General features: G+C 45.4%; 5 protein-coding genes. All 5 read left to right on the forward strand.

Annotation, left to right across the window (positions count from 1 at the left end; genetic code table 11):
- A partial coding sequence (locus VM802_RS24985) for a hypothetical protein (protein WP_325535798.1) occupies nt 1–1,260 on the forward strand: 1,260 nt, incomplete at its 5' end.
- Nucleotides 1,261–1,456: 196 nt separating this feature from the next.
- Nucleotides 1,457–3,439 carry a hypothetical protein gene (locus VM802_RS24990; protein ID WP_325535799.1) on the forward strand — a complete coding sequence of 661 codons (1,983 nt, stop codon included), beginning with the start codon at nt 1,457–1,459 and terminating at the stop codon, nt 3,437–3,439.
- An 11-nt stretch (nt 3,440–3,450) separates the two neighbouring features.
- Nucleotides 3,451–4,524 carry a ferritin-like domain-containing protein gene (locus tag VM802_RS24995; protein WP_325535801.1) on the forward strand — a complete coding sequence of 358 codons (1,074 nt, stop codon included), beginning with the start codon at nt 3,451–3,453 and terminating at the stop codon, nt 4,522–4,524.
- Nucleotides 4,525–5,067: 543 nt separating this feature from the next.
- Nucleotides 5,068–5,604, forward strand: a complete 537-nt coding sequence (locus VM802_RS25000; RefSeq protein ID WP_325535803.1) for an SdpA family antimicrobial peptide system protein — start codon at nt 5,068–5,070, stop codon at nt 5,602–5,604.
- 17 nt (nt 5,605–5,621) lie between these two features.
- The coding region (locus tag VM802_RS25005; RefSeq protein ID WP_325535805.1) for a hypothetical protein at nt 5,622–6,009 on the forward strand (388 nt) is incomplete at its 3' end.

The raw sequence follows: 6,009 nt of genomic DNA on the forward strand, positions 1-6,009 counted from the left end.
GGAGATTTGTTAGTGGCCGGCAGTGGCCTGTGTAAAGTTGAAATGAAGACGGGTAAGGTGAGTGTTGTTGGCAATTTACAATATTCCCCTGGTGGCGATCTGTGTTTCAGTGACGGGAAACTGTATATGGTAACGGACGGAAATGCCCTGCTGGAGATAATATTGTCTGCTGACAGGAACAGTATTGTTTCCCAGCGGCTTATCGGACCGTTGAATGTAAGGGGAAGCGTATACAGTATAGGGACCAATCAATATGGTATCTGTTACCTGGTAAGTACGGCGCAGGAGCTTGCGCTGATTGATCTGGAAGATGCGACTACCTATATTATCGGAAATCCGGTGAAAGGCCCTATGAGCGCAGTATATGGTATTGGTATGATCGGAGAGGGGGGAAACGATAAGGATATTGAAATTTGCGGGAACGGTCTGGATGATGACCACAACGGCCGTACCGACGATGATGATATGGCCTGCCGTCTGAAACGCGGGACTTGTACGTCAATCAGTAAAGAACTTTTTAAAGAAGATTTCGGTACGGGTACGGGATTTGGTAATCCTTTACCTGGTCTTGGAAGCGGCGCCTATCAGTTCTCTAATACTGTCCCACTGAAAGAAGGATATTATACCATTGTAAATGATCCACAACCGGCACAAGGCAATACTACCTGGAAGCAGATGACAGATCGCAGCGGAAAGCCTGATGGCCGTATGATGGTTATCAATGCTTCGTATTTTCCGGGAGAAATTTACAGGAAGAAGGTCACAGGGCTTTGCGGCGGGATACAGTACTCGCTGTCTGTAAGCGCGTGTTCGGTTATTTCCCGGGACATGTCTTGTGGTACGAATACTTCGCCGGTACCTTCGCGTATCCGGTTTCGTATTGAAGACGAAAATGGAAATATTCTCGGGCAGCTGCCGGAAAGGTATATCCCCGCAGATCCTGACCCGCAGGGCCGGTGGAAGGAGTATGGTATGGTTTTTACGTTGCCGGAAAATGTGCAGGCGGTACAGATCGTGTTGTTGAATGATGCACCGGGCGGATGTGGTAATGACCTGGCGATAGATGATATTGTGCTGAGCACCTGTATGCCGGTGTTACCAGTTAAAGTTAACAATGGCAGCAGTACGGGGTCGGTATGTACAACCTCTCTTATTTTATCAGAGACTGATTTCTGTCATGGCCAGCCGCCATCTAACGAAAGTAATGCCTGTCAATTTTTTCGCCAGTATTCCGAACAATTCCAACATCTGAAACGTTAATCACACAGCTTCTCTCCAATAGGCAGACCAGCTATTCAAAATAATCATTTGTACCCCATTTCCGCCATGATGCACGTGTGGCGGCTTCCCTGATAATAAGATAGTGCCTGATATCTTATTGTGCGGCAGATACCGTACTGCTCTGACTGCATGCAACGAGAACAATTAATTATTATAACCATTAAACTCCGCAAAAATGTCTTACCTGCACGATCCCCGATTTATTTTTACCGGCGATTTCCAGTCAGATGTATCGACTGTGAATAATGACGTACGTCACTATGATAATGATAAGTTTGAAGCCCGGTTCCAGCAGCCGCAGGAACATGTGGATGGGAAACGGATTATGAATGGGTGGTGGAATCCCGTTGGCGGCGCTAATTTCCGCTTTCTTAACTGTGTTGTGAAAGAAGGCTACTTACCGGACGGGAAGGTACTGCGGACGCTGAAAGATGACATGCTGATGGGTATGCCTGTGACTGATTCACCGGACTATCCCAATGGCAAGATGGTGGATATGGACCCGCAGATGCAGATGGTATCGGAGTTGTGGGCGGTGAAAGTGAGACTCTCCACACCGGCCGGCGAGTTGTTGTTTGAAGGAGAGATTTCTCCTGTGGGCTTCCGGGACATTGGAACGAAGCAGTTTCCTAACCACGAAGGAGACACTGACTACAGGCGGAATACACAACCCAGCGGCGCCTGCTGGACATCGGTATTAAAGAACCTGAAATGGGGACCCAAAGCCGGTAATTCTCCTTTGTTATCGGCTCTGAAGAGCGCTTCCGCCGACAGCGGCCTTTTGTCTATTCATCTCAACAGTTTCGGTTATTACTACGCGCATGTTGATGGCCGTTTTGCGTTGGGTAAGGTACTGGGTTCTGTTGGCCCATACCTGCCAGATGAGCCGTTTTATTTCGCCGCTACGCGGAGGTTATATGGAACTGTGCAGGATTATTTTGCGTTCAGTAATTTCCTGGTAGACGAAACGAGGAAGCAGCTAACGCTGGACCTGGGCAATTCCTATCCTATCAACGGCCCGCTGGGAGACGTTAATATCAATTTTCCCGCGATGAAACTGGGGATATGGAGCGGGATCGGGAATATCGATATTCCATTGGCGAATGAACATGAAAAATATTATGCACAGCCCAATCAGTATCTTGAAATAGGCGATGTAAAGGTTGAGCATAAAGATACCTGGCTGGCCAACACCGGAGGTATAGTCCGGCTCCCGTTAACAGATACAGCGTTGAAGCTGATACGGGACCATCAGTTGATTTTACTGAAGGAAGAAGATGGAAAACAAATTGTGTATGGCAGAGAATCCCTGCAGGGTTATTATCTCCGGGCAGATAAAAATGTTTTCCGGCTGGACCCGGGCAACAGTCTGCCTACCACCTTTCATGTCTATAGATGGGGGAAACCGGTGGCTGACGCTGAAATCACCGTTACACTGATGCCTCCGCTGGATGGTCAGGGTGGAGGTCCGGGCAATGATCCTAATCCGCCAACAGCGACCATCCCGCCTATTAATGTTCCGGTTGGCGTCATCAGTCATGATGCCAGGGTTAAAACCAACGCAGGTGGGAAAGCTGACTTTTCACTGACGGCCACGGGTGACCCCGGGCATTTCAGAGAGTATGTAGAGGGACAAATCTACCTGTTTGAATATGGGCTTGCAAATTTTCCGGTACTTGATCAGTATGGGCTGGATTGGCTGTGCGTACACCTGCGGGAAAGATATGAAGTACCCGCGGAACCCACATGGTCTGATGTTGCAGCGGTATGGCTTCAGTTTGGAAATCTGTATCCTATAATGAGTAAACATCTACTCGACATGAGTAAGATGGATGATATTGTTAAGTATAAAGACATATTGCTCTTTGCATTTACCAGGGATATTCATGATCCGGTATATATGCCGGTTACCCGCGATCTCTCCAAAAATAAAATGGACACGCTCATCAAGTGGCTCAGGAATCCAAAGAACGGAGCAGTAATAAAGAGCGAAAAGGTGATGAAAGGCTTCAGGGCGCCGGGTATTGCGGAGAAGCTACAGGCTAATAAGATCCTGAGCCGGAAGGTACAGCAGCTAACGCATCAGAAGTCCGGGCCATCCGAGGCAACGCCTTTCAAAACAGATTTCAAAATTCAAGCCATTACATCTTCAAAATAAATCATCTGGTTATGTTACTCATAAATCCAACGCTCATACATGGCGTTAAAAGCAGCAAGAAATTACCGGACCTCTTTATGTATCTGCAGAAGGCAATAGAGCTGGAACATTCTACTATTCCGCCATACCTTACTGCGATGATTTCTATCAAACCCGGCAGTAATAAAGAAATCAATGACGTGATTCATTCCGTGGTGATTGAGGAAATGTTGCATATGTCTATTGCAGCGAATATCCTGAACGCTATAGGAGGAGCGCCGGTTATTAATAAGCCGGGGTTTATTCCGGTATATCCCGGTCCGCTTCCGATGGGGATTAATGCCAGTCTTATTGTTCACCTGGAACGGTTTTCGAAAGATGTGGTGCACCGGACATTCATGGAAATAGAGGAACCTGAAAACCCTCTCAATTTTCCGGAGCGCTTCAAAGCCATGAACCTCGATGTTGAAGAGTTTGCCACTATCGGGCAGTTCTATGAAGCGATCAAGGAGATGATCATAGCGCTGGCGCCCTATGTATTACCTGGTGATCCGGGCAAGCAGATGACCACGCCGATGTTTGAATCTGATGAACTCTTCCCGATCATTACGAAAGAGGATGCGATAAAAGCCATTGACGTCATCATCGAGCAGGGGGAAGGTACGCCTGATACGCCACTCACACCGGAAGGCGAGATTGCACACTACTACCGCTTTAAGGAAATCTACCTGGGTAAGAAACTGGTGTATGATCCGGCTTCAGAAAAAGGATGGTATTACGGACCACCTATTCCATTTGATGAGAAAGCTATCTTCCCCATATCAAAAGATACGAAGATTGCGGACCTGCCTGATGGTACACAGGATGAAAAGGAGATAAAGAAGATGGCGGAAGAGTTCAGTTATTTTTATACCAAACTTTTGCATGGCCTGCATCGCACATTTAATGGTGAACCTGGCTTTATCAATAATACGATGGGGTTGATGTATGATATTAAATTGATTGGCCAGAAGCTGGCTGCCACGCCTTTCCCGGGCCGGCCGGGAGAAACGGTGGGTACTCCGTTTGAGTTCTCGAATGTTTTTGCAGGCAGTGTTACGAAATAAATGTCTGCTGTGTTTACAGAACCGGGAGTTACGCGCCCGGTTCTTTTTTTGCTATGAAATCCGGCATCACCGATAAAGATTTTTATCGATTTAAGCATAATAAATTCATTATTACTTTCTTAATTTGCTATTGCCTGATTTTGTATCGCAGCATAAGTATAAGTAATTGCAGTGGGTGGGCTGTAATGCTTTGCCACTGCGATATGCATGTGTTTTTATATGGCCGTTGTAACATCTTAAATAGAAAATAATCTAGTCCCGGAATTATTTTTTTATTCAGATTTAATACATAGATTTGTATCCATTGAAAATTCGGGTCGATTTTTTTATCCTACATTGAAAATCCCTTGAGTTATGAGCAACGGAATCATCTCTTCTTGTTAGTATTAACGCTGCTGCAAAATACCCTGAAAGGAGAATAACCAAAGACACTACATTTCAGTAATGTTAATCACCAGTTTGAATCTCCGGTTGTACGTATCTTGTCAGCCTGTTTATTAAGTACCAGTATTTTATTATAAGTATTAAACTAATCTGTGTTTTATGACGAAACATGGTTTCTTTCTGAGCGCCCTTTGTTTGTCGCTGGGGCTTGGTATCCTGATTATCTTTTCCAGTTCTGTGGAAACTACTTATAACCCGACATTTGGTGTTAAGTATGCCACACTGTACTTTATGCCAGAAGGATGGGGATTTTTTACCCGCAATCCCCGCGAGCCGATTATAGACCTTTATCATATTGATAAGCAAAATGAACTGGCGCCCTTTTCCAAATCAAATGCGTCTGCGGAGTTTTTTTTCGGCGCCAGCAGGCTTGGACGGCGTTATGGTATGGAGGTGTCTATGATACTCAAAAGCGTGGCTTCCAGTGAATGGAAGTTTTTCACTGCACAGGATTATAAGGATTCTATCTCTGTCATTAAAGAGGTGGAAGTACCACTCAAAACGATACAGAATACACATTACCTTAGTAAGGGAAAGTATCTGTTGGTATATCATGAACCTATTCCCTGGACCTATCTGAAGCATCCCGAACGGTTTAACGTTAAATGGGGATTGATGAAATTATCTATCATTTGAGAAACCAGCTAAGTATTATGGAAAAAAGAATTAAAGCCGTTACCGGCGGTACAACTGTGATTGTTATTACATCCCTTGTGATATTGTTGATTGCCCTGATTACGGTGCTGATTGCCTATTCGGCAGATAAAGGGCTTAAAGGGCTCATCATGCCTATCATGGTGGATGCAGGTCTGATAGGGTTGTGTATATACAGTTACTTATCGGTTACTACCGGCTATGTAATTGATAATGGCAATATCCGTATATGTCGCCGGAAAGGTGACATGATTATTACAGGCAGTAATCTTACCAGTGTGACGCCTGTTTCCAGGAACAGTCTGGGTAATACGATCAGAGTAGGTGCTAATGGCGGTCTGTTCGGATTCTTTGGCAATGTTTATTCAGCCAACCTGGGTAAGATTG

Source organism: Chitinophaga sp. (assembly GCF_035538455.1).
Classification (GTDB): Bacteria; Bacteroidota; Bacteroidia; order Chitinophagales; family Chitinophagaceae; genus Chitinophaga.

What these genes read in the sequence shown, in the direction of transcription:
- VM802_RS24995 (WP_325535801.1), top strand. Translation starts at nt 3,451, where the DNA reads ATGTTACTCATAAATCCAACGCTCATACATGGCGTTAAAAGCAGCAAG.
- VM802_RS25000 (WP_325535803.1), top strand. Translation starts at nt 5,068, where the DNA reads ATGACGAAACATGGTTTCTTTCTGAGCGCCCTTTGTTTGTCGCTGGGG.
- VM802_RS24990 (WP_325535799.1), top strand. Translation starts at nt 1,457, where the DNA reads ATGTCTTACCTGCACGATCCCCGATTTATTTTTACCGGCGATTTCCAG.